At 69.3% G+C, this 26,194-nt stretch carries 28 protein-coding genes and 1 tRNA gene; 18 read left to right on the top strand and 11 right to left on the bottom strand.

Annotated elements, in window-relative coordinates; translation table 11 throughout:
* Positions 1–7 precede the first annotated feature (7 nt).
* A complete protein-coding gene (locus tag F4560_RS26415) occupies positions 8–943 on the top strand; it encodes a F0F1 ATP synthase subunit gamma (protein WP_184924227.1) in 936 nt (311 codons plus the stop codon).
* Complete coding sequence (gene atpD, locus F4560_RS26410) at positions 936–2,372, top strand: F0F1 ATP synthase subunit beta (protein ID WP_221483650.1); 1,437 nt, start codon at positions 936–938, stop codon at positions 2,370–2,372. The genes F4560_RS26415 and atpD overlap by 8 nt, the downstream gene beginning before the upstream one ends.
* A 193-nt stretch (positions 2,373–2,565) precedes the next feature.
* Here the strand turns inward: atpD and F4560_RS26405 are convergent, their stop codons facing one another.
* A complete protein-coding gene (locus F4560_RS26405; RefSeq protein ID WP_312869487.1) occupies positions 2,566–3,312 on the bottom strand; it encodes an IclR family transcriptional regulator in 747 nt (248 codons plus the stop codon).
* A 140-nt stretch (positions 3,313–3,452) separates the two neighbouring features.
* Between F4560_RS26405 and F4560_RS26400 the strand changes: the two genes are divergently transcribed.
* Both F4560_RS26400 and F4560_RS26395 read left to right on the top strand, forming a co-directional pair.
* Positions 3,453–3,818 carry a F0F1 ATP synthase subunit epsilon gene (locus F4560_RS26400; RefSeq protein WP_184924223.1) on the top strand — a complete coding sequence of 122 codons (366 nt, stop codon included), beginning with the start codon at positions 3,453–3,455 and terminating at the stop codon, positions 3,816–3,818.
* Positions 3,819–3,839: 21 nt separating this feature from the next.
* Positions 3,840–4,271 (top strand): DUF2550 domain-containing protein, encoded by a 432-nt coding sequence (locus F4560_RS26395; protein ID WP_184924221.1) that lies wholly within the window; start codon positions 3,840–3,842, stop codon positions 4,269–4,271.
* Positions 4,272–4,292: 21 nt separating this feature from the next.
* Here the strand turns inward: F4560_RS26395 and F4560_RS26390 are convergent, their stop codons facing one another.
* Positions 4,293–5,159, bottom strand: a complete 867-nt coding sequence (locus F4560_RS26390) for an NAD(P)-dependent oxidoreductase (RefSeq protein WP_184924219.1) — start codon at positions 5,157–5,159, stop codon at positions 4,293–4,295.
* 92 nt (positions 5,160–5,251) lie between these two features.
* On the opposite strand from F4560_RS26390, the gene F4560_RS26385 reads away from it, so the two are divergent.
* Positions 5,252–5,614, top strand: coding sequence for a winged helix-turn-helix transcriptional regulator (locus F4560_RS26385; RefSeq protein ID WP_184924217.1), 363 nt, complete (start codon positions 5,252–5,254; stop codon positions 5,612–5,614).
* Positions 5,615–5,620: 6 nt separating this feature from the next.
* Here the strand turns inward: F4560_RS26385 and F4560_RS26380 are convergent, their stop codons facing one another.
* Entirely contained in the window at positions 5,621–6,193 is a 573-nt protein-coding gene (locus tag F4560_RS26380) for a cob(I)yrinic acid a,c-diamide adenosyltransferase (RefSeq protein WP_184924216.1), read from the bottom strand.
* A gap of 95 nt (positions 6,194–6,288) precedes the next feature.
* On the opposite strand from F4560_RS26380, the gene murA reads away from it, so the two are divergent.
* Positions 6,289–7,545: a UDP-N-acetylglucosamine 1-carboxyvinyltransferase gene (gene murA / locus F4560_RS26375; RefSeq protein ID WP_184924214.1), complete on the top strand. Its 1,257-nt coding sequence runs from the start codon at positions 6,289–6,291 to the stop codon at positions 7,543–7,545.
* Between the two features lie 110 nt (positions 7,546–7,655).
* Positions 7,656–8,132: a peptidoglycan-binding domain-containing protein gene (locus F4560_RS26370; protein WP_184924212.1), complete on the top strand. Its 477-nt coding sequence runs from the start codon at positions 7,656–7,658 to the stop codon at positions 8,130–8,132.
* A 74-nt stretch (positions 8,133–8,206) separates the two neighbouring features.
* On the opposite strand, the gene F4560_RS26365 is transcribed toward F4560_RS26370, so the two are convergent.
* A complete protein-coding gene (locus F4560_RS26365) occupies positions 8,207–9,262 on the bottom strand; it encodes a sulfite oxidase (protein ID WP_184924210.1) in 1,056 nt (351 codons plus the stop codon).
* Positions 9,263–9,265: 3 nt separating this feature from the next.
* Entirely contained in the window at positions 9,266–9,556 is a 291-nt protein-coding gene (locus F4560_RS26360; protein ID WP_184924208.1) for a hypothetical protein, read from the bottom strand.
* Positions 9,557–9,687: 131 nt separating this feature from the next.
* Between F4560_RS26360 and F4560_RS26355 the strand changes: the two genes are divergently transcribed.
* Entirely contained in the window at positions 9,688–11,679 is a 1,992-nt protein-coding gene (locus F4560_RS26355; protein ID WP_184924206.1) for an ethylmalonyl-CoA mutase, read from the top strand.
* Positions 11,680–11,714: 35 nt separating this feature from the next.
* Here the strand turns inward: F4560_RS26355 and F4560_RS26350 are convergent, their stop codons facing one another.
* A complete protein-coding gene (locus F4560_RS26350; RefSeq protein ID WP_184924204.1) occupies positions 11,715–12,230 on the bottom strand; it encodes a cysteine hydrolase family protein in 516 nt (171 codons plus the stop codon).
* Between the two features lie 72 nt (positions 12,231–12,302).
* Here F4560_RS26350 and F4560_RS26345 point away from each other — a divergent pair, with 72 nt between their 5' ends.
* Complete coding sequence (locus tag F4560_RS26345; RefSeq protein ID WP_184924202.1) at positions 12,303–13,253, top strand: GlxA family transcriptional regulator; 951 nt, start codon at positions 12,303–12,305, stop codon at positions 13,251–13,253.
* 14 nt (positions 13,254–13,267) lie between these two features.
* Here F4560_RS26345 and F4560_RS26340 read toward each other — a convergent pair whose 3' ends face one another.
* Positions 13,268–14,095, bottom strand: a complete 828-nt coding sequence (locus tag F4560_RS26340) for a hypothetical protein (RefSeq protein WP_184924200.1) — start codon at positions 14,093–14,095, stop codon at positions 13,268–13,270.
* A 56-nt stretch (positions 14,096–14,151) separates the two neighbouring features.
* Here F4560_RS26340 and F4560_RS26335 point away from each other — a divergent pair, with 56 nt between their 5' ends.
* Positions 14,152–14,925: an enoyl-CoA hydratase-related protein gene (locus F4560_RS26335; RefSeq protein WP_184924198.1), complete on the top strand. Its 774-nt coding sequence runs from the start codon at positions 14,152–14,154 to the stop codon at positions 14,923–14,925.
* On the opposite strand, the gene F4560_RS26330 is transcribed toward F4560_RS26335, so the two are convergent.
* From F4560_RS26330 to F4560_RS26320, 3 genes are all read right to left on the bottom strand, one after another.
* Positions 14,922–15,269: a DoxX family protein gene (locus tag F4560_RS26330; RefSeq protein ID WP_184924196.1), complete on the bottom strand. Its 348-nt coding sequence runs from the start codon at positions 15,267–15,269 to the stop codon at positions 14,922–14,924. The two genes, F4560_RS26335 and F4560_RS26330, sit on opposite strands and share 4 nt — an antisense overlap.
* Positions 15,270–15,334: 65 nt before the next feature.
* Positions 15,335–16,036: a GNAT family N-acetyltransferase gene (locus F4560_RS26325; RefSeq protein ID WP_312869486.1), complete on the bottom strand. Its 702-nt coding sequence runs from the start codon at positions 16,034–16,036 to the stop codon at positions 15,335–15,337.
* Complete coding sequence (locus tag F4560_RS26320; protein ID WP_184924194.1) at positions 16,033–16,569, bottom strand: NUDIX domain-containing protein; 537 nt, start codon at positions 16,567–16,569, stop codon at positions 16,033–16,035. Before F4560_RS26320 ends, F4560_RS26325 begins: the two co-directional genes overlap by 4 nt.
* A 93-nt stretch (positions 16,570–16,662) precedes the next feature.
* On the opposite strand from F4560_RS26320, the gene nucS reads away from it, so the two are divergent.
* From nucS to F4560_RS26280, 8 genes are all read left to right on the top strand, one after another.
* Positions 16,663–17,322, top strand: a complete 660-nt coding sequence (gene nucS, locus F4560_RS26315; RefSeq protein ID WP_184924192.1) for an endonuclease NucS — start codon at positions 16,663–16,665, stop codon at positions 17,320–17,322.
* A 141-nt stretch (positions 17,323–17,463) separates the two neighbouring features.
* Positions 17,464–17,524 (top strand) — tRNA-Ser (locus tag F4560_RS26310).
* A 110-nt stretch (positions 17,525–17,634) separates the two neighbouring features.
* Positions 17,635–19,242, top strand: a complete 1,608-nt coding sequence (locus F4560_RS26305; protein WP_184924190.1) for a TROVE domain-containing protein — start codon at positions 17,635–17,637, stop codon at positions 19,240–19,242.
* Between the two features lie 233 nt (positions 19,243–19,475).
* On the top strand, positions 19,476–19,781 hold the full coding sequence (locus tag F4560_RS26300; protein WP_184924188.1) for a hypothetical protein: 306 nt from the start codon (positions 19,476–19,478) through the stop codon (positions 19,779–19,781).
* Between the two features lie 190 nt (positions 19,782–19,971).
* Positions 19,972–21,657 (top strand): sodium:solute symporter family protein, encoded by a 1,686-nt coding sequence (locus F4560_RS26295; protein WP_184924186.1) that lies wholly within the window; start codon positions 19,972–19,974, stop codon positions 21,655–21,657.
* A gap of 45 nt (positions 21,658–21,702) precedes the next feature.
* A complete protein-coding gene (locus tag F4560_RS26290) occupies positions 21,703–21,993 on the top strand; it encodes a hypothetical protein (protein WP_184924184.1) in 291 nt (96 codons plus the stop codon).
* Positions 21,994–22,255: 262 nt separating this feature from the next.
* Positions 22,256–23,251: a DUF3558 family protein gene (locus F4560_RS26285; protein WP_184924182.1), complete on the top strand. Its 996-nt coding sequence runs from the start codon at positions 22,256–22,258 to the stop codon at positions 23,249–23,251.
* 78 nt (positions 23,252–23,329) lie between these two features.
* Positions 23,330–24,835, top strand: a complete 1,506-nt coding sequence (locus tag F4560_RS26280; protein ID WP_184924180.1) for an aldehyde dehydrogenase family protein — start codon at positions 23,330–23,332, stop codon at positions 24,833–24,835.
* 236 nt (positions 24,836–25,071) lie between these two features.
* Here the strand turns inward: F4560_RS26280 and F4560_RS26275 are convergent, their stop codons facing one another.
* A complete protein-coding gene (locus F4560_RS26275; protein ID WP_184924178.1) occupies positions 25,072–26,073 on the bottom strand; it encodes an ABC transporter substrate-binding protein in 1,002 nt (333 codons plus the stop codon).
* Between the last annotated feature and the right edge of the window lie 121 nt (positions 26,074–26,194).

The following is a 26,194-nucleotide window of genomic DNA, read 5'->3' as shown; positions in this document are numbered from 1 at the left end:
CGTAGGCATGGCGGCACAGATTCGAGAGCTGCGCCAGCGGATCCGCACGGTCAACTCGACCAAGAAGATCACCAAGGCGTACGAGCTCATCGCCACGTCCCGTCTCGCCAAGGCGCAGACGAGGGTCGCGGCGTCCCGTCCCTACGCGGAGGAGATCACCTCGGTGCTCTCCGCGTTGGCGACGGCGTCCGCGAACCTCGACCACCCGCTGCTGACCGAGCGCAAGAACCCGCGTCGTGCCGGCGTGCTGGTCGTGACCAGTGACAAGGGCATGTGCGGCGGCTACAACGCCAACGTGCTGCGTGCCGCCGAGGAGCTGCTGACGCTGCTGCGGTCCGAGGGCAAGGAGCCCGTGCTCTACGTCCTCGGCCGCAAGGGCGCGGGGTACTACCGGTTCCGCCGGCGCGCGATCGCGGGCGAGTGGAGCGGGTTCTCCCAGCTCCCGCACTACGTCAACGCCTCCGAAGCCGGTGACGCGCTGGTCAAGGCGTTCGTCGCGGGAAGCGACGACGAGGGCGACCAGCCCGGCCCGGACGGCGTCCTCGGCGTGGACGAGCTGCACGTGGTCTACACCGAGTTCAAGTCCATGCTCAGCCAGACGCCGGTCGCCAAGCGGATCGCGCCGATGGTGGTCGACTACGACCCGGAGCCGCAGAAGATCCGGTCGGTGTACTCGTTCGAACCGAGCGCGGAGACGTTGTTGGGCGCTCTGCTGCCCAAGTACGTCAAGACCAGGCTCTTCTCGGCACTGCTGGACGCGGCGGCCTCGGAGTCGGCGGCGCGACGGACCGCGATGAAGGCGGCGACGGACAACGCCACCGAACTGGTCCGCACCCTCAGCCGCCAGGCGAACCAGGCGCGCCAGGCCCAGATCACCCAGGAGATCAGCGAGATCGTCGGTGGCGCCTCCGCGCTTACCGGGGGCGCAGGAAGTGATGAGTGACATGAGTGCTACTGCCACCACCACCCGCACCGGCCGTGTGGTCCGGGTGATCGGTGCCGTCGTCGACGTGGAGTTCCCGCGTGGCGCGGTGCCGGAGCTGTTCAACGCTCTGCACGTGGAGATCACGGCAGAAGCGGTGGCCAAGACGCTGACCCTGGAGGTCGCCCAGCACCTGGGTGACAACCTGGTCCGCACCATTTCGATGCAGCCGACGGACGGCCTGGTCCGCGGCGCGACGGTGTCCGACACCGGCAAGGCGATCAGCGTGCCCGTCGGCGACGTCGTCAAGGGCCACGTGTTCAACGCGCTGGGCGACTGCCTGGACGAGCCCGGTCTCGGCCGTGACGGCGAGCAGTGGGGCATCCACCGCAAGGCTCCGGCGTTCGACCAGCTCGAGGGCAAGACCGAGATCCTGGAAACGGGCATCAAGGTCATCGACCTGCTGACCCCGTACGTCAAGGGCGGCAAGATCGGCCTGTTCGGCGGCGCGGGCGTGGGCAAGACGGTGCTCATCCAGGAGATGATCACCCGTATCGCCCGCGAGTTCTCCGGCACGTCGGTGTTCGCCGGTGTCGGCGAGCGCACCCGTGAGGGCACCGACCTCCTCCTCGAGATGGAGGAGATGGGCGTTCTCAACGACACCGCCCTGGTGTTCGGTCAGATGGACGAGCCGCCCGGCACGCGTATGCGGGTCGCGCTGTCCGCGCTGACGATGGCGGAGTACTTCCGCGACGTGCAGGGCCAGGACGTGCTGCTGTTCATCGACAACATCTTCCGGTTCACCCAGGCGGGTTCCGAGGTGTCGACCCTGTTGGGCCGCATGCCGTCCGCCGTGGGTTACCAGCCGACGCTGGCGGACGAGATGGGTGAGCTCCAGGAGCGCATCACCTCGACGCGCGGTAAGTCGATCACCTCGCTGCAGGCCATCTACGTGCCCGCGGACGACTACACCGACCCCGCGCCGGCCACCACGTTCGCCCACCTGGACGCGACGACGGAGCTTTCCCGTCCGATCTCCCAGAAGGGCATCTACCCGGCGGTGGACCCGCTGTCCTCGTCCTCCCGGATCCTCGAGCCGTCGATCGTCGGCGAGGAGCACTACCGGGTGGCGCAGGAGGTCAAGCGGATCCTCCAGAAGTACAAGGAACTGCAGGACATCATCGCCATCCTCGGCATGGACGAGCTGTCCGAAGAGGACAAGGTCCTCGTCGGTCGCGCCCGTCGCCTGGAGCGCTTCCTCGGCCAGAACTTCATCGTGGCCGAGAAGTTCACCGGCCAGCCGGGTTCGTTCGTGTCCATCAAGGACACGATCGAGGCGTTCGACCGCGTCTGCAAGGGCGAGTTCGACCACTTCCCGGAGCAGGCGTTCTTCTCCTGCGGCGGGTTGGACGACGTCGAGGCCAACGCCAAGAAGCTCGCGGGCAAGTAAGCCCCACCGGGCACTCCAGGGCCGTCCCCGCCAAGCGCGGGGGCGGCCCTGCCGCTTCCTCCCTCAACCCGCGAGTCGAACGCTCAGGCCCCGCGTGTCGAACCTCCAGGCCCCCCGAGTTCAACGCTCAGGTCCCGTGAGTCCTACGTTCGGAACGCCTGAATTCAACGCTCAGGTCCCGCGAGACGCGCGGTCAGGACGAAGCCCAGCCAAGGGCGCGGGAGATGGCGAACCCGCACGTGCGCACGGCGGGCACGATGGCCTCCGTACCCGTCCCGGTGGGCACCACGACCGACACAGCGGCCACCACGTCCCCGTCCAGGCCGCGAACCGGAGCGGCCACCGAGTACGTGATCATCTCGATCTGGCGGTCGCTGATGGCGTAGTCGTCCCGCCGCACCCGCGCCAGCACCTCGCGCAGCTCACCCGGCGACACGATCGTCTTCGGCGTGTACCGCCTCAACGGCTCCGCGAGCACCGCCTCCTGCACCGCCACCGGCGCGGCGGCCAGCATCACGAGCCCGACACCCGTGCAGTGCAACGGCATCCGGCTGCCCACCCGCGTGACCACGTTCACCGCGTCCCGCGCCGAGATCCGCTCGACGTACACGACCTCCGTGCCGTCCCGCACGGCCAGCTGCACGTTGTGCCGCGTCACCTCGTACAGGTCCTCCAGGAACGGCAACGCCCGCTCCCGCAGGTCCAGGCTCCCCGGCGCCAGCACGCCCAGCTCCAGCAGCCTCAGCCCCACGGAGTACCGGCCGTCCGCGGCACGGTCCAGCGCGCGCAGCTCCACCAGCGACGCCACCAGCCGGTGCGTGGTGCTCAACGGCAGCCCGGAGTGGCGGCTCAGCTCGGACAACGTCACCGCCGGCCGGTCCGCGGTGAACACCGACAGCAGCGAGAACACCCGCTCCAGCAGCGACTTCGGCGTGGACACGGGCCCAGTCTCGCACCCACCGGAACCTCCGCCGGCCGCCCGACACGGCACGGCGAGAGCCCCAGGGGGTGGCTGGTGCGGCGAGCAGTTCCGGTCACCGTTTAGACTGCACCTGACTCCAGTCGACGAGGGAGATGCGCGTGGCCGAGATGTCCGTCCAGTTGGTCGCCGTGGAACGCCGTCTGTGGTCCGGCACGGCCACCTCGGTGGTCGCGCAGACGCTCGAAGGCGAGATCGGCATCCTGCCCGGCCACGAGCCCGTGCTCGGGCAGTTGGTCGAGGGCGGCGTGGTCCGGATCCGCACCACGGACAACGAGCTGGTGACGGCGGCCGTGCACGGCGGTTTCCTCTCCGTCACCGGTGGGGGTGTGAGCATCCTGGCCGAGGACGCGGAACTCTCCCACGAGATCGACGTAGAACGGGCCCGCGCGAACGTCCAGAACATGGACGACGTGCAGCGGGCCAGGGCCATCGCGCGGCTCCGCGCCGCGGGTCACACGGCCTGACGCGGACGAGCGGACAACGCCGTGGGGATCGCCGAACTGGTCGGGGTGGTCCTGTTCGGCGCGGTGGTGGTCCTCGCGTACCTCGCGTGGCGCCGCGTGCGGTTGTTGCGCGCGGGCGGTGTGCACGTCGCGCTGAGATCGAGACTCGAAGGGTCCGGCCGGGGCTGGCACCTGGGCGTCGGGCACTACCGCGGTGACGAGTTCACCTGGTTCCGCGTGCTGAGCCTCAGCTCCGGCCCGGACATGGTCATCTCCCGCGAGGGATTCGAGATCGACGACCGCCGCGAGCCCACCCCGCCGGAGACGTACGCGATGCCCACGGGCGCGGTAGTGCTCCGCTGTCGTGGCAACAGGGGCGAAGTCGAGATCGCGATGGGCCCGGACGCGCTGACAGGATTCCTGTCCTGGTTGGAATCAGCGCCTCCGGGCCGCTCCATTCCCTGGGCCTCCTGATCGCGGTGTTCCCGGCAGCGCTCAGCCGGGCTGCTTGATGCTCTCGTAGATGCGGGCCAAGCCCTCCTTGCCGTGACCGGCGTCGATCTGCCGCCGGATGAGGTTCTGCACCATGCCGATCACCTCGGTGCTGATCCCCTGCGCGGCACTCGCCTCGACCATGTCGCCGAGGTCGGAGAACTCCAGGCTCTGCTGCCCGGCGACGGTGTAGTCACCGCCGTCGACCACCGCGGCGTACCCGGCGAAACCCCCGGTCATCGCGGACAGCCACGGCGCGGCCCGGCCGGCGAACTCCGTCGCGGAGACGCCCGCGCCCGCGACCATCGCCGCGCCGTGCAGGAACCCGGCGAACATGACGTACATGCCCGAGAGCAGCGCGAAGTCGTACAGCGACGCCAGGCCTGGGTCCTCACCGAAGTACGTGCTGTCGCCCCACAGGTCCAGCAGCGGACGGAACTGCTCGAACGCGGTGGCCGAACCGCTGTAGAGGACGGACGAGCCGGGCTGCCCGATCATCGACGGCACGGCCATGATGCCGCCGTCCAGGTACACCACGCCGTGGTCGGCCGCCCAGCCTGCGATCTCCCTGGCCTGCTCGGGAGTGGTCGTGGTGACGTTGACCAGCGTCCGGCCGCTGAGCAGGTCGGCGATCGGGTCGAGGACTCCGTGGACCGAGGCCGCGTCGAAGAGGCACGCCACCACGACGTCGCTCGCGCTCACCGCGTCACGTGCCGTCGCGGGGGCGATGGCGCCCATGTCGACGAGGGCGTCGGCCTTGCCGGGCGACCGGTTCCAGACCGTGGTCGGGTGGCCCGCCTCGACCAGCGCCGCCGCCAGCGTGGAGCCCATCTCGCCCAGTCCGAGAACGCTCACAGAGGTTTTTGTCATGCCTGAATCCTCGCCGGTACCGGTAGTCTTCACCAGTACGGACTAATTAGTGCAGTACCCACCTTTTGGTAAGCATGGTCTGAGGAGGGCATATGGCGACGAAGGCTCGACGCGGCCCCTACTTCTGCGGGATCGACGCCGCGATGGACGTCGTGTCCGGGAAGTGGAAGTCGCTGATCCTCTGGGAGCTGCACGAGCACGGCGTGCGGCGGTTCGCCCAGCTCCGCCGCGGCCTGCCGGGGGTGAGCGAGAAGATGCTCGTCCAGCAGCTGCGCGAGATGGAAGAGGACGACCTGGTGCGCCGCGAGGTGTTCCCGGAGGTGCCGCCCAGGGTGGAGTACACGCTGACCGAGCACGGGCTGTCCCTCAACGACGCGCTGTCCGCGTTGGGCGAGTGGGGCACCGAGCGGATCCGGCGCATCGGCGCCGAGAAGGTGGTCTACGCGGCGAGCTGACCGCGCTCAGGCGTTGGCGCCGGGCTGCCAGAGCACGTCGCCGTCCGGGTTCGCCACCCTGGCCAGGATGAACAGCAGGTCGGACAGCCGGTTCAGGTACTTCGCGGTCAGCGCGTTCGTCTGCTCCGCCTCGACCTCGATCAACGCCCACGTGCCGCGCTCGGCCCGCCGTGCGATGGTCCGCGCCTGGTGCAGCAGGGCCGCGCCGGGCGTGCCGCCGTTGAGGATGAAAGACTCCAGCTTGTCCAACCGGGAGTTGAAGGAGTCGCACCACGACTCCAACCGGTCCACGTAGGCCTGGGTGACCCGCAGCGGCGGGTACTTCGGGTCCGGGACGATCGGCGTGCACAGGTCGGCCCCGACGTCGAACAGGTCGTTCTGGACCTGCCGCACCACCTCGGCGACGTCCTGCTCCAACGCGCCGAGCGCCAGGGCGACGCCGAGCGCGGCGTTGGTCTCGTCCACGTCGGCGTACGCCGCGATCCGCGGCGAGGTCTTGGGCACGCGGGAGAAGTCGCCGAGTCCGGTGCTCCCGTCGTCGCCGACGCGGGTGTAGATCTTCGTCAGGTGCACGGCCATGCCAAGCACTGTAGACACCGCAGTGGGCCACCACGGACGGGCACGATTCAGACCGTCCGTAGGATTGCCCGCACATCGAGCAAGGAGTTCCTTACGTGAGTGAGCACTTCCGGGTTCAGGGCGGTGGGCGCCTCGTCGGCGACGTCGACGTCGTAGGCGCGAAGAACAGCGTGCTCAAGCTGATGGCGGCGGCGCTGCTGGCCGAGGGCACCACCACCATCACCAACTGCCCGGAGATCCTGGACGTGCCGCTGATGGCGGACGTGCTGCGCAGCCTGGGCTGCGAGGTGGTGCTCGACGGCAGCGTCGTCACCATCACCACCCCGAAGGAGCTCAACCACCGGGCCGACTCGGAGGCGATGGGCAAGCTCCGCGCGTCCGTCTGCGTCCTGGGGCCGCTGGTGGGCCGCTGCCGGCGCGCGGTGGTCGCGCTGCCCGGCGGTGACGCGATCGGCAACAGGCCGCTGGACATGCACCAGGCCGGCCTGCGCAAGCTCGGCGCGCACAGCGAGATCGAGCACGGCTGCGTGGTCGCCGAGGCCGAGGGCCTGCACGGCGCCCAGATCTGGCTCGACTTCCCCAGCGTGGGCGCGACGGAGAACATCCTGATGGCGGCGGTGCTGGCGAACGGCACCACGGTCATCGACAACGCCGCCCGCGAGCCGGAGATCGTGGACATCTGCGTGATGCTCCAGGAGATGGGCGCGAAGATCGAGGGCGCCGGCACGTCCACGCTCACGGTGCACGGCGTCGAGTCGTTGCGGCCGACCGAGCACCGCGTCATCGGCGACCGGATCGTCGGCGCGACGTGGGCGTTCGCGGCGGTCATGACCCGCGGTGACATCACCGTGCACGGCGTGAACCCGCACCACCTCGACCTGGTGCTGGAGAAGCTGCGGATGGCGGGCGCCGAGGTGACCGTCTCCGACGACAGCTTCCGCGTGGTGCAGCGCGCCCGGCCGCGGTCGGTGGACTTCGTGACGCTGCCTTACCCCGGTTTCGCCACCGACCTCCAGCCGTTCGCGATCGCGCTGTCCAGCGTGTCCGAGGGCACGTCGATGATCACCGAGAACCTGTTCGAGGCGCGGTTCCGGTTCATCGAGGAGATGATCCGGCTGGGCGCCGACGCCCGTACCGACGGCCACCACGCGGTGGTGCGCGGTGTGGAGCGGCTGTCCAGCGCGCCGGTGTGGGCGTCGGACATCCGTGCGGGCGCGGGGCTGGTGCTGGCCGGGCTGTGCGCGGACGGCGCGACCGAGGTGTACGAGATCTTCCACATCGAGCGCGGCTACCCGGGCTTCGTGGAGAACCTGCGCAAGCTCGGCGCGACCGTGGAACGCGTCAGCGCCTGACCCGCGCCGGCATTCCCCCTCGTCCGGTGTCGGGTGTTCACCGGACATCGCCTGAGCAGCGGTTTCCCCAGAGTCGGAGCAGGTTGTTCCGACTTCCAGGGGGAAGATCCATGCGGGAATCGTTCGGCGGCCGGGGCCGGCGCGGGAGGGCGCTCGGCCTGGTCGTCCTGGCGGTGGGGGCGGCGGCCGTCGCGTTCTCCACGCCGGCGTCGGCCGCGGAGCCGCCCCGGTGCACCACGTTGACGGACATGGTGCGATCGGGTCACACGATCGCGGTGCCGACGGCCAAGGGCAGCACCTTGTGCCAGATCGGCCGCGACTACGCGGCGAACGCGACGGTCGTGTCCCGGTTCCAGTTCACGATGCGCCGGTGCTACCCGACGCTGAACCTGGCGTCGCCCTACTCGAGCGAGAAGGTGGGCGACCTCTACGCCGACGGCAGCTTCGGGGCGCGCACCGAGGCCGCGTTGAAGGCCGTGCAGCGCTACATCGGCACCGCCGCGGACGGCATCTACGGCCCGAACACCCGCGACCGGATGAAGTTCATCGACGACCGCAACCGCGACTGCTACGCCTACCGGCGCTGAGCCACGCGTGCCGGACAGCCCTCCTGACCCGCCGGTCAGGAGGGCTTTTCTTGGAGCGCGTCAGCGCCTGACGGTCATGGGCGGACGGTGACCGGCACCCGCTGGGCCGTGTTGTTCGCCATGCCCTGCCGGTTCCACGGCTGGTCGAGCGGTTGGGTGAGGCCGTCGGCGTCGGTCGCACGCACGCGCAACACGTGCTCACCGGGTGTCGCGTCCCACGCGCACTCCCAGCGCCGCCACGCGTACCGGTCGCCGGCCGGGCCGAGTTCCGCCTCCACCCAGGTCCCGTCCAGCTCCACCTCGACCTTCGCCACCGGCGCGTGACCGCTCCACGCTCGACCGGTCAGCACCACCCGCCCGGCGTCCACGAACCGCTGCCGGGTCATGAAGTCGGGGAACCCCGGCGGCGCCATCAGGGCCTTGGGCAGCATGCGCGTGACCGGCGTGCCCTCGTCGTCCGGCTCGTGCGTGATCCGGTAGGCGACGGCCTGCTGGAACCCGTCGAACGGCCGGTCCAGCGCGGTGATCGAACCCAGCCACTTCACGTGCGTCATGCCGTACCAGCCGGGCACCACGAGCCGCAGCGGCGCGCCGTGCTGGGGCAGCAGCGGTTGACCGTTCATCTCGTAGGCGAGCAGCACGTCCGGCCGCAACGCCTCGGCCACCGGCAGCGCCCGCTGGTAGTCCTGCTCCACGCCCCGGTCCAGCCCGTGGTCCAGCCCGGTGAACACCACGTCCACCGCGTCCGGCGGCAGGTCGGCCAGCAGTGGCGCCAGCGGCGTGCCGGTCCACGCCGCGCAACCCACCGCCTCGTCCAGCCACGGCTGGCTCACCGGCCGCGGGTGCAGCTTGGCCCGCCCGTTGCCCGCGCACTCCAGCGTCACCTGCTCGGTCACGGCGGGCAGCGCGCGCAGTTCGTCGAGCGTCCACTTGCGGCCGAGCACGTCGAGCGACCAGTCGGCGGTGTCCGGGATGTCGTAGTGGATCAGCAGGTAGTGCAGGCCGGCGGGCGTGACGTCGTAGCGCAGCGCCTCCAGCGGCATGCCGTGGTTGCGGGCGGCGAGGCGCAACTCCTCGACCGAGATGTCCTCGTCGTCGGCGGCGATCCGGGACTGGCCGATGGTCGTCATGTCTTACTCCCGGAGCAGAAGTTTGGCGTCGGACGCGTCGGCGGGGAACACCATGAGCCGGTGCAGCCCGTCCCGCCGGACCACTGTCACCTTGATCCGAGCCGCCCGCAAGCGTTTGGCCAGCACCTCCGCCGCGGCCGGGCTGGACACGACGGTGACTTCGGTGAGCAGGCCGAAGTCGTCTCCGGTGTAATCGGGGACGGCACGCTTGTCGTTGCCGAACGCCCACTTGAGCACCAGCGCGAAGAACGCGAAGAGGACTAGGAGCAGCAGCAGTGGGGTGAGCGTGGTCACGCCCTACATGGTGCTCCAGCTTCGATTCAGTGAGCAACGGCACGCGCGCCCCGTGTTACCCGTCAGTACGCTACGGACCAACGCGAGCCCTCCGTCTGCGAAGCAGCGGCAATTCAACTCAGGAGGTTGCCGTGCCGTACCCGGCCGACCGAGAGCGCGACCGTCCGTGGGTGATGCGGACCTACGCGGGTCACTCCAGCGCCACCGCCTCCAACGCGCTGTACCGCCGCAACCTCGCCAAGGGCCAGACGGGCCTGTCCGTGGCGTTCGACCTGCCCACGCAGACGGGCTACGACCCGGACGACGAGCTGGCCAGGGGCGAGGTCGGCAAGGTCGGCGTGCCGGTCAGCCACATCGGCGACATGCGGCTGTTGTTCGACCAGATCCCGATGGGCGAGGCGAACACGTCCATGACCATCAACGCGACGGCCATGTGGCTGCTCGCGCTGTACGTGAGCGTGGCCGAGGAGCACGGCGCGGACCGTGCCACCCTCGCGGGCACCACGCAGAACGACATCATCAAGGAGTACCTGTCCCGCGGCACGTACGTGTTCCCACCCGGGCCGAGCCTGCGGCTGATCACCGACGTGGTCGCGTGGACCGTGTCGAACGTGCCGAAGTGGAACCCGATCAACATCTGCTCGTACCACCTCCAGGAGGCGGGCGCGACGCCGGTGCAGGAGATCGCGTACTCGCTGTCCACCGCGATCGCGGTGCTGGACTCGGTGTTCGACTCCGGCCAGGTGCCCGAGGACCGGCGCGGCGAGGTCGTCGCCCGGATGTCCTTCTTCGTGAACGCCGGGGTGCGGTTCGTCGAGGAGATGTGCAAGATGCGGGCGTTCGTCCAGCTGTGGGACGAGATCACCCGTGACCGGTACGGCATCGCCGACCCCAAGCACCGCCGGTTCCGGTACGGCGTGCAGGTGAACTCGCTCGGGCTGACCGAGGCGCAGCCGGAGAACAACGTGCAGCGGATCGTGCTGGAGATGCTGGCCGTGACGCTGTCCCGCGACGCGCGCGCCCGTGCCATCCAGCTGCCCGCGTGGAACGAGGCGCTGGGCCTGCCCCGGCCGTGGGACCAGCAGTGGGCGCTGCGCATGCAGCAGGTGCTGGCCTACGAGACGGACCTGTTGGAGTACCAGGACATCTTCGACGGCTCGCACGTCGTCAAGGCCAAGGTGGACGAGCTCGTCGAGGGCGCACGGGCCGAGATCGACCGCGTGCAGGCGATGGGCGGCGCGGTGGCGGCGGTCGAGTCCGGGTACATGAAGTCGGCGCTGGTGTCGTCGTTGGCGGAACGTCGGCGGCGGGTCGAGTCGGGTGACGCCGTCGTGGTGGGCGTGAACAAGTTCGCCACCACCGAGCCTTCGCCGTTGCAGGCCGAGGGCGCGAACTCGATCCTCCAGATCGACCCGGTGGTGGAGCAGCACGCGATCGAGGCCCTCCGGGAGTGGAAGGCCTCACGGGACGACGCTCTGGTGAAGTCCACTTTGGACGACCTGCGTGCGGTGGCCAAGACGGATCAGAACCTGGTCGAGGCGACCATCGCGTGCGCCCGTGCGGGGGTGACGACCGGTGAGTGGTCGTCGGCGCTGCGCGAGACGTTCGGCGAGTACCGGGCTCCTACGGGTGTATCCGCCGCGTCGGCGTCCGGTGAGGCCGGGGCGGAGATCGGTCGGGTGCGCGAGCGCGTGCGGGCGACCGGCGAGGAGTTGGGCGAGCGGCTGCGGATCCTGGTCGGCAAGCCGGGGCTCGACGGGCACTCCAACGGCGCCGAGCAGGTCGCCGTGCGGGCCCGCGACGTCGGCTTCGAGGTCGTCTACCAGGGCATTCGCCTCACGCCCGCGCAGATCGTCGCCGCCGCCGTGCAGGAGGACGTGCACGTGGTCGGCCTGTCGATCCTGTCCGGCTCGCACTTGGAGGTCGTGCCCGCGGTGGTCGACGGCCTGCGTGCGGCCGGCGCCGGTGACGTGCCGGTCATCGTCGGGGGGATCGTGCCGCCCGACGACGCCGACAAGCTCCGTGAGCGCGGTGTGGCGCGGGTGTTCACGCCCAAGGACTACGAGTTGACCCAGATCATGGACGAGATCGTGACCGTGGTGCGGTCGGCGCACGGAATCTAGGTCGCACGGAATCCAGGCCGCACGGAATCTGGCTCTTAGATGACGTCGTCGGTGGACACGATCTCGGCGAAGCCGCCGCCACGCAGGTTGGTGGCGGTGGCCTGGGCGAGTTGTTCGGCGGTCAGGTCCTCCAGGCCGAACGTGAACGTGGCGTCGAGGACGACCTTGACCCGGTAGCCGAGGTTGCCGCCGACCCGGGCGGTCGTCTCCACGCACATGTTCGTCTGGACGCCGGCAAGCACGATGTCGGTGATGTGCCGGGCTTTCAGCCACTCGTGCAGGTCGACCTCGCCGTGGAACGCGGAGTTGACGTTCTTCCCGAACACCAGGTCGGGTTCGGCCCGGTCGAGTTCCGGCTTGAACCGGTTGCCGTCCTGGCCGGGGCGCAGCGGTGAGTCCGGCGTGGTCGAGTCGTGCCGGACGAACACCAGTGGGCCGGTCCAGGAGGCGAGGAGACGGGCGATGTTCGCCTCTGCATCAGGGTTGTCGCGCTTGCCCCAGTAGGGGTCGTCGAAGCCGCGCTGCACGTCGATGAGGATCAAAGCGGTCATGGTGACAAGTCTGGATCGGGTGCGGCCCGGCGTGTGAGTGGCAGGTCTGGCATGTTCAGGTACTTTCCTGCCATGCGCACGGTGGGTGTCCTGGTGCTGCCGGGCAGTCGGATGTTCGACGTCTCGGTGGTGAGCGAGGTGTGGGGCGTCGACCGGACCGACAGTGGGATCGGCGCGTTCTCGTTGCGGCTCTGCGCTCCGGGGCGGGTGGCGACGCCGGTGGATCCTGTGGGCGTCATCCCGGCGACGCACGGGCTGGCCGGTCTGAAGGACTGCGACCTGGTGGTGGTGCCCGGTCGGGTCGATCCCTCGGCACCGGTGCCGCCTGCGGTGGTGCGCGCGCTCCGGTCGTTCTCGGGGACGGTGGCGGCGCTGTGCTCCGGGGCGTTCACGGTGGCGGCGGCGGGGCTGCTCGACGGTCGGGAGGCGACCACGCACTGGCGGCTGCTCGACGCGCTGGAGGACGCCGCACCTCGGGCGCGGGTGGTCCGGGATGTGCTGTTCACCGACGGTGGCGAGGTCTTGACGTCGGCGGGTGTGGTCGGTGGATTGGACCTGTGCCTGCACCTGGTGCGCCGGGCACATGGCGCTGACGTGGCCGCGGCCTTGGCGCGTCGCCTGGTGATGCCGCCGAGCCGTGAGGGAGGTCAACGCCAGTACGTGGACCCGCCCTTGCCCGCCAGGCCGGACCGCGCCGGTATCGCGTCCACAGTGGACTGGGCGGTGGGGTGCCTTGGCACGCCGATCGGCGTCGCCGACCTGGCCGCACACGCCGGCATGAGCGACCGGACCTTCCACCGCACTTTCCTGGCTGAGACCGGCAGCACGCCCGGCCGCTGGCTCCAGGTCCAGCGCGTGCGACTGGCACAACGCCTGCTGGAGACCACGGACCTGCCGGTGCATCGGGTGGCCGAGCGCTCAGGCCTGGGCACCCCCACCAACCTCCGCCGCCGGCTCCGCGCCGAACTGGGCGTAACCCCGGACGCCTACCGCCGAACGTTCCGCGTGCCCGCCGCCTCCTGACCGTGGCGCCCGAACTACTGCACCGCCACGGGGATCACGCCGTTGTTCTCGTCCACCAGCAGCCGTGCGCCCAACGGCTCCTTCAGCTTCACCGTGTAAGGCTTGCTCCGGTACATCGCGTCACGCGCGCAGGTGCCCGTGCCGCCACCCGTAATCCGCAGACCGACCGTCACGAACGCCGCACCCTCGGTCACCACGGCCTCGCTGACGGACGGCTCCTCACCGGGACACGGCGGCCCCGGGTCGGGCAGCTGCACCACCAGCTCCACCCCGTCGAACGTCGCCGCGTGGTGCGTGGCGAAGCCGACCTCGCCCAGCTTCCAGAACGCCTCCGGAGTGAGCGCCGGCCACGCCCACACGCTCCCGAACGAACTGCGGAACCGCCACGCGGGCAACTCCAGCTCGCCGCGGTCGGTCCGGAACGCCGCCGTGCCCAGCTCGGCGCTCACCAGCTCCAGCGGCGACCCCTGCGGCCCGTCCTCGGTCGTCGCGTTCACCGCGTCCACCGCAGCCCGCACGCCGATCAGCGGCAACGTGGCCGGACCGTCGGGCAGCTCCACCGACATCAGTCCCGGGGTCGCGGGCTCCCCACCGGTGAACGTGAACCGGCCGTTGCCCACCGCCACCTTCTCGGCCTCGCTGCCGACCGTCTCCAGCGGCTCCCACGGCGAGCCGATCAGCACGATCGGACGCGGAACGGCGCTCACCGGGAAGTCGACCGGAGCGGGGGCGGTGGGTGCTCCGGGCGCGGTCGGCGCACCGGGCGCGACAGGGTGGACCGCTGACGGCGTTCCGGCGCAACCCGCCACCAGCAACCCGAGGGCCAACAGGCGAAGTCTCATACCGCTTGGACGGCAGTCCCCGGGCAGGTGGTTGCACGGCCGGTTACGGTCGGAACATGGCCGAATACCAGCACATCCGCGTCGACCGCACGGACGACGTCGTGCGCGTCACCATGGACCGCGCCGCCCGGCGCAACTCGCTGTCCGCCGAGCACCTGGCGGAGCTGCTGACCGCGTTCCGCGAGGTCGCCGCGACGGACGCGGTGGGCGTGGTGCTCGCGGGGGAAGGGCCGGTGTTCTCCGCCGGGCACGACTTCGCCGACGTGTCGGCACGCGACTTGGAGGGCGTGCGTGACCTGCTCACACTGTGCACCGACCTCATGCGGACCATCGAGTCCGTGCCTCAGGTGGTGATCGCCAGGGTGCACGGTCTGGCCACGGCGGCCGGCTGCCAGCTGGTGGCGTCGTGCGACCTGGCGGTGGCGGCGGAGGAGGCCGGGTTCGCCCTGCCCGGCGGCAAGGCGGGTTGGTTCTGCCACACCCCCGCGGTGCCGGTGGCGCGGGCCGTGGGGCGCAAGCGGTTGATGGAGATGGCCCTGACCGGTGACACCGTGGACGCGCGGACCGCCGAGCAGTGGGGCCTGGTGAACCGCGTCGTGCCGCTCGCGGACCTGGACGACGCGGTGGACGACCTGATGCGCCGGGCCACCAGGGGCAGCCGGGCCAGCAAGGCGTTGGGCAAGCAGACGCTCTACGCCCAGCTGGACCGGCCGGAAGCCGACGCGTACGGCATCGCGGTGGAGGTCATGGCCGCCGCGTCGCAGACCCCGGCGGCCAAGGAGGGCATGTCGTCGTTCCTGGAGAAGCGCCCGCCGGCGTGGACCGACTAGGTGACCGAGAGGGCCAGGGACGCCACGGCGAGCGCGAGGAACCCGCCGGGAAAGGCGATGTTGTGCCAGACGCGCGCACGCACGTGAGCGACGATCGCGCCGACGAAGAACGCCACCAGCCCGACCGCCGCCGCCGTCCCGACCAGGGGCACGCCCAGCAGCCTGAGGAGCAGGCCGACCGCGCCCGCGCCCTTCAGCAGGCCCAGCGCCGGCAGCCACGACGGCGGCACGTGCACTTCGGCCGAGTTCGCCAGGACGAAGTCCGCTTTGCGGAAGTCGGCGACGGCGATACCGGCGTTGGCCGCGATCGTGAGGACGGTGACGACGACGTGAGCGGTGGACATGGAACCTCCAAGCGGGAAGCGGGTCTTCACCCACTCGACGTGCGTCCGCCGCTAAAGGTGACCGCCTATCCCAGTTGCTTGTAGAACACCGTCGTCGGCCGCGGCACGCCGGTCGGGTCGGTGGCGTAGTCGGGGATGACGCCGACCTCCGTCCAGCCCGCCCGCCGGTAGAGCGGTTCGGCGCCTGAGCCGGTCTCGGTGTCGAGGACGAGCAGGGTCACGCCACGCTTCGCCGCCTCACGCTCGGCCACGTCCAGCAGCGCAAGACCCAGCCCCGAACGTCGGGCGTCGCGGTGCACCAGCAGCTTGGCCACCTCCGCGCGGTGCGCGCCGTTCGGCATGGAGGCGAACCGCAGCTGGACGGTGCCGAGCACCCGCTCCCCATCCCGCGCCACCCACAACGCCAGCACGCCGTTGGCGACGGGCGCGGCCAGCGCACGCCACCACTTGAGCGCGTCCTCGCGGGACAGCGGACTGAGGAAACCGACCGACGCGCCACCCGCGACGGCGTCCGCCAGCAGGTCGGTCAACCCGTCCGCGCACGCCAGCACACCAGCGGACGTCAGCTCCGCGATCTCGGCCCGCACGGCCCCGGGCTCGTTCGCGACGGCGCGTTCGCTCACGGCTCCGGGCTCGTTCGCGACGGCACGTTCACTCACGACACCGGCCTCGTTTTCAGCGGCGCGTTCGCTCACGGCTCCGGGCTTGTTCTCGGCGGCTCGTTCGCTCACGACACGGGCCTCGTCCGCGGCCACCTGCTCGCTCACGGCTGCGCGTTCTCGTGCAACAAGAGCAGCGTGTAGGCGGCGATCGACTGGGCGTCGGTGATCTCACCCCGCGCGACCATCGCCTCGAACTCCGCCCGCGGGAACCACGCCGAGCGCATGTCCTGCTCCTCGTGCTCCCGCTCGTGGAAGCCCTCCGTGAGCTGGGTCGCCAGGAACACCCGACCACGCTGGCTCGACATGCCGGGCGCGACGTCCAGCACGCCCAACTGCACCAGCTTGCCCGCCCGCAACCCCGTCTCCTCGCGCAACTCGCGCTCGGCCAGCGTCATCGGGTCCTCGTCCGCGCGTTCCGGCGCGGTGCCCTGCGGGAACTCCCAACGCCGCAGACCCAGCGGGTAGCGGAACTGCTCGACGAGCCGCACGCGCTCGCCCTCCATGGGGATCACCAGTGCGAAGTCCGGCTTGTCCACCACGCCGTAGATCCCGGTGGTCCCGTCCGCGCGCCCGATGGCGTCCTCACGGACCACCATCCACTGGTTCGCGTACACCTCACGCGATCCGAGGGTTTCCACGATCACTCTCCCTGTGCCAACGACGACCGGGTGACACGTCGGCCGACGGTACCTGCCGGTGGAACAGGCCCCGCACCCCGTAGCCTGTCCGCCGTGCGCCTCGTCATCGCTCGCTGCAAGGTCGACTACGTCGGACGTCTCACCGCCCATCTGCCGATGGCGCAGCGGCTGCTGCTGATCAAGGCGGACGGCTCGGTGTCGATCCACTCCGACGACCGCGCGTACAAGCCGCTGAACTGGATGAGCCCGCCGTGCTGGCTGATCGAGGAACCGGACATGTGGGTGGTGCAGAACAAGGCGGGCGAGAAGCTGATCATCACGCTGACCGAGGTGATGCACGATTCCAAGCACGAACTCGGCCCCGAGCCCGGCCTGGTCAAGGATGGCGTGGAGTCCGACCTCCAGAAGCTGCTGGCCGAGCACGTCACCACGCTCGGCGAGGGCTGGACCCTCGTCCGCCGCGAGTTCCCGACCCCGATCGGCCCGGTCGACCTGATGTGCCGGGACGCGTCGGGTGGTTCGGTCGCGGTGGAGATCAAGCGGCGGGGCGAGATCGACGGCGTGGAACAGCTGACCAGGTACCTGGAGCTGCTCAACCGTGATCCGCTGCTCGCGCCGGTGAAGGGCGTGTTCGCGGCCCAGCAGATCAAGCCGCAGGCGCGCACGTTGGCCGAGGACCGGGGCATCCGCTGCGTCGTGCTGGACTACGACGTGCTGCGCGGTATCGAGTCGGACGAATTCCGGCTGTTCTGAAAACAAGTTGATCCTGGACCGGCACGGACTAGGCTTGGTCACGCACTCCCGGTGCGATGTCCTGCGGATACTTCCTGATAAGAATTCCCCCGCCGGACAAGTTTGATCTCGGGAGCCCACAACTTCACACGTGCCCGGTGCGCAGGCGAGGGTTACTTCCTCTTCCAAAGGGGTGACGCGGGTTCGAATCCCGTCGCCGGCCGGTGGTCGGTGTCGTCTAGCGGCCCAGGACACCAACCGTACCTTCGCCGACTTTGATCTCGGGCACGTGTGAGGCTGTAGTCGCTCCCTCAAGAAACTTGAGGCCGAGCAATGAGCAAGTTCAATTCCGCCCGTGTCCGCGCGCTGGTGTCCAGCCCCGTCGTGTCCGAGTCCGTTCCGAGCGGGCTGACCCACGAGGGCGGCGCCGGATATGTGCGCGAGCCGAAGTCCGAACTGTTCTTGCTCGCCGTCACGAACATGGTCGGCGAGCAGACCTTCTACGAGGCCTCCGACAAGCGGGACGACCGCTATGCCGAGCTCGTGCGCGCCGTGACCATCGCCGACCCCGAGTGGACGGCCCGGTTCCTGGCGTGGCTGCGCGGTGCGGCGAACATGCGCTCGGCGTCCCTGGTGGGTGCGGCGCACTTCGTCAAGGCCCGCTTGGACGCCGGTGAGCAGGGCATGTCCCGGCAAGTGGTGGACTCGGTGCTCCAGCGTGCCGACGAGCCGGGCGAGTTCCTGGCCTACTGGTCCTCGTACCACGGCCGGACGCTGCCGAAGCCGGTCAAGCGCGGCGTGGCGGACGCGGTGCGGCGGCTGTACGACGAGCGCGCGTTGGCGAAGTGGGATTCGGAGGCACGCGGTTTCCGGTTCGGCGACGTGCTCAACCTCGTGCACCCGTCGGCGGTGACCGACAAGCAGGGTGACCTGTTCCGCCATGCCCTCGACCGCCGTCACGGCAGCATCGACGGGGTTCCGGCGTCGCTGGACGTGCTGCGTGCACGCGCGGAGCTGCTGGCGTGGCCCGTGGAGCAGCGGCGCGCGCTGTTCCAGCAGGACCGCGACACTGTCACGTCGACCCTCCGGAACGCGGGCATGACGTGGGAGTCGGTCGCCGGCTGGCTCCAGGGCCCGATGACCGCCGACGTGTGGGAGGCGCTGGTCCCGTCCATGGGGTACATGGCGCTGCTGCGCCAGTTGCGGAACTTCGACGAGGCGGGCGTCTCCGACGAGGTGGCGGCGGAGGTCGCGGCCCGGTTGGCGGACCCGGCGCAGGTGGCGCGGTCCCGGCAGCTGCCGATGCGGTTCCTGTCGGCGTTCCGGGCGGCGCCGTCGTTGCGGTGGGCTTGGGCGTTGGAGCAGGCCATCACGCACTCGCTCGCCAACGTGCCCGCGTTGGCCGGCCGGACGCTGATCCTGGTGGACACGTCCAGCTCCATGCAGGCGTCGTTCAGCAAGGACGGGTCGCTGATGCGCTGGGACGCGGCGGCGGTGTTCGGCATCGCCCTCGGTTCCCGGTGCGCGGACGCCGAGGTGGTGTCGTTCAGCTCCGCGCAGTACTACGCCGGCGATCCGCCCGGCGCGAAGACGATGGTGTTCCCGGTCCGGGGTGGGGAGTCGTTGCTGCGGTCGGTCGACCGGTGGAAGGACGGCGGCTACTTCCTCGGCGGCGGGACCGACACCGCCGGTGCGCTGCGCCGGCACTTCACCGGCCACGACCGCGTGGTGATCCTGACCGACGAGCAGGCCTCGGACGGTGACGTCCACCGGGCGCTGCCCGCGCACGTGCCGCTGTACACGTGGAACCTGGCCGGGTACCGGCACGGCCACGCGCCGAGCGGCGGGCGTGACCGGCACACGTTCGGCGGGCTGACCGACCAGGCTTTCCGGATGATCCCGTTGCTGGAGAGCGGTCGGAACGCGGCCTGGCCGTTCTGAGGCGGTTCAGTGGTTCCCGTCGGTTGTCGTCGGTTCTCGTCGGTCCGCGGAAGTGCGGACCGACGAGGGCCGTTTGGCAGCATGGCTTGGCGGATTCGGCGATATACGCTGACTTCCCGTCGACCGGCCCGGGAGGCGCGGTGCGAAGACCCGGTGCACTGGTTCTGGTGTTCTCTGTGGTGTTCTCTGTGGCGCTGGGCGGCTGCACTGGTGAGCCGGCTCCACTGCCGGTCGTGACGGTATTCAGTTCCACTTCCGCGGCTCCTTCGGCCGCACGTCTCACGGCCCAGCCCCTTGCCGGCCACGCCGGCGGGGACTTCCGGCTCAGCGGCGAGGGTTATCCGGCGCATGGGCGAGTGTTGTTCACCTTCCACGGCGGTCAGATCGGTGAGACCACGGCGGACGCGGCCGGTCGGTTCGCCGGTGTCCCGGTCCGCGTGCCCGACTCGTTCGGCGATTCCGCTCCGGGCACCCAGTTCACCATCGGGGCCACGTCCGGGCCGATCTACGCCGAGACGACGTTCGTCATCACCCGCTAGGCACGCTCACCTGCCGGGCACCTGAGGTTTGGCCGTGGGTAGTTCAAACCGGCGGGCCGGGTCGAGGTGCATTACCGTCGGCTTGATCGGCTGTGTGGTGGTGCCGTAAAGCGGTGGTGCGGCTGTGCGGTGGTGATCGACGGTGTTCGACGGTGTCGGAGACGGTGGTTGATCGGGGAGGTGGGCGAAGGTGCCCGTGCTGGCCCAGGTGGATCTCAGGCTTGACGCCGGTCCGTTGGACTACAGCCTGTTGGCGATCTACTTCGTGTTCGTGCTCGGCATCGGCTTCCTGGCCCGCAGATCGGTCTCGTCGAGCCTGGACTTCCTGCTCTCCGGCCGTTCGCTGCCCGCGTGGGTGACGGGCCTGGCGTTCATCTCCGCCAACCTCGGCGCGATCGAACTGCTCGGCATGGCCGCCAACGGCGCTCAGTACGGCATGGCGACCGTGCACTACTACTGGATCGGCGCGATCCCGGCCATGGTCTTCCTCGGCCTGGTGATGATGCCGTTCTACTACGGCTCCAAAGTCCGCAGCGTCCCCGAGTTCCTCCGCCGCCGCTTCGGCAAGGGCGCGCACCTGGTCAACGCGATCAGCTTCGCCGCGGCCCAGGTGCTGATCGCGGGCGTGAACCTGTACGCGCTGGCGTTCCTGCTGAACCTCATGCTCGGCTGGCCGATCCCGCTGTCCGTGGTCATCGCGGCGGCGATCGTGCTCACGTACACGGCGCTGGGCGGACTGTCGGCGGCGATCTACAACGAGGTGCTCCAGTTCTTCGTGATCGTCGCCGCGCTGCTGCCGCTGACCATCGTGGGCCTGCACAAGGTCGGCGGCTGGGACGGTCTGGTGGCTCGGGTCACCGGCGGTCCGGGTGGCGCCGAACAGCTGTCCGCGTGGCCCGCGACGGAGCTGACCGGCATCCAGAACCCGGTGCTGAGCGTGATCGGCATCGTCTTCGGCCTGGGTTTCGTGCTGTCGTTCGGCTACTGGACGACGAACTTCGCCGAGGTGCAGCGCGCGTTGTCGGCCAAGAGCATGTCGGCTGCGCGGCGCACGCCGATCATCGGCGCGTACCCCAAGATGCTCATCCCGTTCGTGATCATCATCCCGGGCATCATCGCGGCGCTGGTCGTGCCGGAGATGGCGGCGCTCAAGGCGGGCGACACGGGTTCCGGCGTCACGTACAACAACGCGCTGCCCGCGTTGATCGGCGAGCTGCTCCCGAACGGCATGCTGGGCATCGCGATCACCGGTCTGATGGCGTCGTTCATGGCGGGTGTCGCGGCGAACGTGTCCAGCTTCAACACCGTGTTCACGTACGACCTGTGGCAGGACTACATCCGCAAGGACCGCCCGGACGAGTACTACCTCCGGGTCGGCCGGCTGGCCACGGTCGGCGGCACGGTGGTCGCCATCGGCACCGCGTTCCTCGCGGCCGGCTACGGCAACATCATGGACTACATCCAGGCGCTGTTCTCGTTCTTCAACGCGCCGCTGTTCGCCACGTTCATCCTGGCCATGTTCTGGAAGCGGATGTCGGCCGCGGCGGGGTGGTCCGGTCTGGTCGCGGGCACGATCGCGGCGGTGGCGGTGTTCGTGCTGGCGGAGACGGGAGTGCTGGACCTGCCGGGCCAGGGCGCCAGCTTCCTCGGCGCGGGTGTGGCGTTCGCGGTCGACATCGTGGTCAGCGTGGTGGTGACGTCGTTCACCCGGCCGGTGCCGGAGGAACGGCTGGTCGGGCTGGTCTACAGCCTGACGCCCAAGGCGGACCGGATGCACTCCACCACCGGTGAGGACGCCGGGTGGTACCGGTCGCCGCTGCTGCTGGGCATCGGCGTGCTGGTGCTGACGTTCGTGCTCAACATCATCTTCGGCTGATTCGGCTGATCTGCTGATTCGGCTGAGGGAGGGAGGTAGGTCGTCATGGCGCACAAGGCCGGTCTGTTCGACCTGCGGCTGGTGATCGCGATGCTCTTCGCCATCTTCGGCGTGGTGTTGCTGGTGGTCGGGCTCGGGTTCACGGAGGAGGCCGACCTGGCGAAGGCCGACGGGCTCAACATCAACCTGTGGTCCGGGGTGGGGATGGTCGTGCTGTCGGCGTTGTTCGCCGGGTGGGCCGCGTTGCGGCCGGTGATCGTGCCTGATGCGGGTGCGCCCGGCCCTGGTGGGCCGGGCACGGTTGATACTGGGCCGGTCAGTCCTGGGACGGACTGATCTGCTTTCGTCAGGGTTCAGCCGGTGTCGGCTGGAGGGTTCAGCGCCGGGGGTAGATCGGGTTGAACGCCTCGACGGTCCAGGTGTCGAGCCACTGGATGGTGCGTCGGATGCGGGTGCGCATTCGGTGCTCCTCTCGTCGGTTTCATCGGGGTCACCAGGTGCAGCGCGTCGATCTTCTGGATCGTTCCCGAGCACTGCCGTGAGGGCGAACACAGGGTTCCCGCCCCGAATGGCGCAGTCGGTCGCTACCGTGCACGTCGTGCACCGTCTCGTCGCCGTCCTGAGCGCGATCCTCCTCCTTGCCGGCTGCGCCGGGGCGGATCTGGCCAAGCAGAAGTTCCCGCGCACCACGATCCCGGCGAACGCGGAGAAGGTGTCCGATCCGACCGGGACGACGCGCACCACGCCGGCGCCGGACGGGGAACCGGTCGAACCGGCGTTCGCGTCGGACAAGATGCGGCTGATCGACCCGTGCGAGCTGCTGGACGAGGAAGTGCTGAAGCAGTTCGGCACGCCCGGCGACCAGTCGCGCAGCGGGTACGCCAGGTGCTCGAACTTCATGAAGGACAAGGCGGGCAAGGACCTCGCGGTCACCGTCGAAACCGGTCAGACCATGACCTCCGAGCTGAAGAACGCGGACAAGCAGATCGCCGGCCTGCGCAGCCACGAGCAAACGCTGGAGAACAGCGCCTGCTTCGTCTCGGTGATCACCCAGGACAAGCCGGGCCTGGGCATCACCGTGCAGATCGGCTACGAGGACGGCGACGCGTGCACGCCCGGGCGGGTGGTCGCGGAGTCGGTGGTCAAGCGGATCAGGGAGGACCCGCCCACCAGGGAGCCGGTCAAGGGCTCGCTGATCACGCTGGACCCGTGTGCGCTGCCGGACCAGGCGGCGATCGACACGGCGGTGGGCGCCGACCGTCGGGTGTACCCGTATGGGCTGCACAACTGCTCGTGGGTGGGTGACGACCGTGAGCTGACGCTGGACTTCCGTGCCACGTTCGTCCCGCGTGACCGCGACTTCGACGACAAGCAGACCGAGGTCGACCTGGGTGGCGGGGTGACCGGCTACCAGGTGGACAGCGTGACGGCGTTCCCGTCGTGCGAGGTCAAGTGGGTGCAACTCGTCGGGGACGAGAACAAGGGCGAGGTGGTCGAGGTGAAGTCCGCCGGGCCGAAGGAGTCGCAGTTCGACCGGTGCGCCACGGCTGTGGCGTTCGCCAAGGGGCTGGTGGGCAAGATCCCGAAAGCCTGAAACGGGGGCTGACACCGTCCGGACCTACCCGTTACTGTCGAGTAACGCCCGCGTTTTGTGTATTGCTTGGAGGGCCCGATGACGCAGACCGCTCCCACCACTCCGGCGCGGGGCGAGGACGAGGGCCGGCGGTTCGCCTCGCTCGACCCCCGCACCGGCGAAGTCGTCGGCCACCACTCCGTGGCGTCGGAGGACGACGTGCGCGAGGCCGTGCGGATGGCGCGTGACGCGTCCGAGTTCTGGGCGGAGCTCGGGTTCGACGGGCGGCGTGCTCGGCTGGACGCCTGGAGGAAGCTGCTGGTCAAACGGCTGGAGGAACTCCAGACGTTGATCAGCGCGGAGACCGGGAAGTCCGCGGACGACGCGCGTACCGAGTTGGCGTTGGTGATCGACCACTTGCATTGGGCGGCCAAGCACGCGGGGAAGGTGCTGGGCAAGCGCAAGATCTCGTCCGGAATGCTGATGTACAACCACGCGGCGTCGCTGGAGTACCGGCCGTTGGGTGTGGTCGGGGTGATCGGGCCGTGGAACTACCCGGCGTTCACGCCCATGGGTTCGATCGCTTACGCGTTGGCGGCGGGGAACACGGTGGTGTTCAAGCCTTCCGAGTTCACGCCGGGGGTGGGCGTTTTCCTGGCGTCGACGTTCGGCGAGGTCGTGCCGGAGTTTCCGGTGTTCCAGGTGGTGACCGGATTTGGTGACGTGGGCGCTGCGTTGTGCAAGTCCGGAGTGGACAAGCTGGCGTTTACCGGGTCCACGCAGACTGGCAAGAAGGTCATGGCGGCTTGTGCCGAGTCTTTGACGCCGGTGTTGCTGGAGTGCGGCGGCAAGGACCCGATGATCGTGGCCGAGGACGCTGATGTGATGGCGGCGGCCGATGGTGCGGTGTGGGGTGGGATCTTCAACGCCGGGCAGACTTGCGCCGGGGTTGAGCGGGTTTACGTGGCTGAGGCCGTTTACGAAGAGTTTGTCCGGTTGGTGACGGAGAAGGCGTCGAAACTGCGGCCCGGTGGCCAGTCGAATGCCGATTTCGGGCCGATCACCATGCCGGCGCAGGTGGGGATCATCCAGTCGCACGTCGCGGACGCGTTGGAGCGTGGGGCGCGGGCGGTCGTGGGTGGGCTGGAGTCGATCCGGGCGCCGTATGTGGAGCCGGTGGTGCTGGTGGACGTGCCGGCTGACGCCAAGGCGGCGGTGGAGGAGACGTTCGGGCCTACGTTGGTGATCAACCGGGTTGCCGACGCGGATGAGGCGGTTCGGCAGGCCAACTCGTTGGCCTACGGGTTGGGCGCTTCGGTTTTCTCCCGGAATCGGGGGGAGGAGCTGGCGGGTAAGTTGCGGTGCGGGATGGTTTCGGTGAATTCCGTGCTGGCTTATGCGTCGGTGCCTGGGCTGCCGTTTGGTGGGGTCGGTGATTCCGGGTTCGGGCGGATTCATGGGGAGGATGGGTTGCGGGAGTTCACGTATGCCCATTCGGTTACTCGGAAGCGGTTTGGGGCGGTGCTGGATCCGATGACCTATGAGCGGGGGTCTCGGACTATTCGGCGGGTTGTGCGGTTGGTTCGGGTGTTGTACGGGCGGTAGTGGGTTGGGTTTGGTTGGGTGTGTGTGCGTGGGTGGGTGGGTTCGGCTCGATTTGACATGGGGCCCTTACGGGCACCCCAGGCAGGCCAAAGCCGGGCAGGCATGGCGGGAAGAGCGTCCGCCAAGCCTGCCCGGCTTCGTCCAGCCTATGGCACCCGAACCCATGTCAAATCGAGCCTTGTGGGTTCCTGGTGGTTTGGGTGGGTGTCAAAGTTCTGCGGCCTGGTTTTGTGTTGTTAGGTCGTGAGGGTTTGTTCCAGGTCGGTCAGGACTTCTTCTGCGGCTAGGACGCCTAGGCCTAGGAACCAGGTTTCGTCGCTTACGAGCTTGGCGTGGCCGGCCTTGACTGCGCTGAGGGTCTGCCAGAGCGGGCCGCCTTGGACTTGCTGTTGGGCGGTCTTGGTCTGGTCGCCGTAGGTGCCGATGAGGATCCAGTCGCCGTCGGCCTGGCTGATCTGCTCGGTGCTGACCTCTACCGCCAGGTCGTCTGCCTGGCTGGCCTGGGGCTGGGGGATGCCTGCGTCGATCAGGATGGTGCCGATGAACGACTTCTTGGCGTAGAGCCTGGTCTTGCCCGGCATGAAGCGGAGCATGGTGACGGTGGGGCGCTTGCCTGCCTTGCGCTCGATGTTCTCGCCGACCTGCTTGGCGTGGGCCTCGTAGTCGGTGATGAGCTTCTCGGCCTCGGTGACGCGGTCAAGTGCCGCGGCGTTGAGGCGGAAGTTCTCCTTCCAGGTGTAGCCGGGGCGGACGGCGAAGACGGTGGGGGCGATCTCGGACAGCTTGGGGTACTGCTGCTCGGCGCGCAGTTGTGAGCCGATGATCAGGTCCGGCTGGAGCTTGGCGATCGTTTCCAGGTTCAGGCTGGTGATGCCGCCGACGTTCTCCGGGGTGCCCGCCTTGTCACCGACGTAGGTCGGCATCGTGGGTGCGCCGTCGGGGTAGGCGACGCCTACGGGCTTGATGCCGAGCGCGACCACGTTGTCGAGTTCGCCGCCGTCGAGGACTACCACTCGTTCGGGGCGCTTCTCGATGACCGTCTCGCCCATGGCGTGCTTGATCGTCCGGGGGAACTGGCCTGGTTGGGCGTCCGTTCCGAAACCGGAGCTCTTCTGTCCCGCCTGGCCGAATTCCGCGCCACCCTGGGCCACTGCGGGCTTGTCGGCGGTTTCAGCTTGGCCGCACGCGCTGAGGGCGAGTGCGGTGACGAGCAGGGCCGCGATCCTGGTGATTGCCACTCTAGGGGTTTCCTCCGCTACTCCAGGTCACTGACCTGCTGTTCTTAGGGCAGCCTCACCGTAGCTTCCGCTTTCCGGGCCGCTTCCGGTGGAGTAGTAATGGGGTGATCAGCGTCGATCG

Source organism: Saccharothrix ecbatanensis, assembly GCF_014205015.1.
Classification (GTDB): domain Bacteria; phylum Actinomycetota; class Actinomycetes; order Mycobacteriales; family Pseudonocardiaceae; genus Actinosynnema; species Actinosynnema ecbatanense.
This window is presented reverse-complemented; position numbering and strand designations above follow the sequence as displayed.